Raw genomic sequence first — 294 nt, forward strand, 5'->3', positions numbered from 1 at the left:
AAAAAAGGACTGGCGGTTCCAGAACCACCACGACCCCAACAACCTGCCGCGCCCGGTGCGCGCGGCCATGCGGCACCTGAACGAGGCGGGCGACGTGCTGGCCCAGGTCAAGACTGAGATCGGGCTCAACCTGCGCAAGCCGAAAAAGACCACGCCGCTGACCCCGGCGATCCGGCCGCGGTTCTCGCGCTCCTCGCTTTTCGGATTCATGCTGGCCGAGGTCATTGCCCATGCCATGGTGCAGATCAACGATCCGGCCTCGCGCTCGCGCCGGTCGCAGTCGGACCTGCCGCG

At 67.0% G+C, this 294-nt stretch carries 1 protein-coding gene; it reads left to right on the plus strand.

Annotated features, from left to right (window positions below; genetic code table 11):
* The coding region (locus E0702_RS16170) for a virulence factor SrfB (RefSeq protein WP_132045609.1) at positions 1–294 on the plus strand (294 nt) is incomplete at both ends.

This window comes from Halomonas marinisediminis, assembly GCF_004347715.1.
In the GTDB taxonomy this organism is placed as follows: domain Bacteria; phylum Pseudomonadota; class Gammaproteobacteria; order Pseudomonadales; family Halomonadaceae; genus Halomonas; species Halomonas icarae.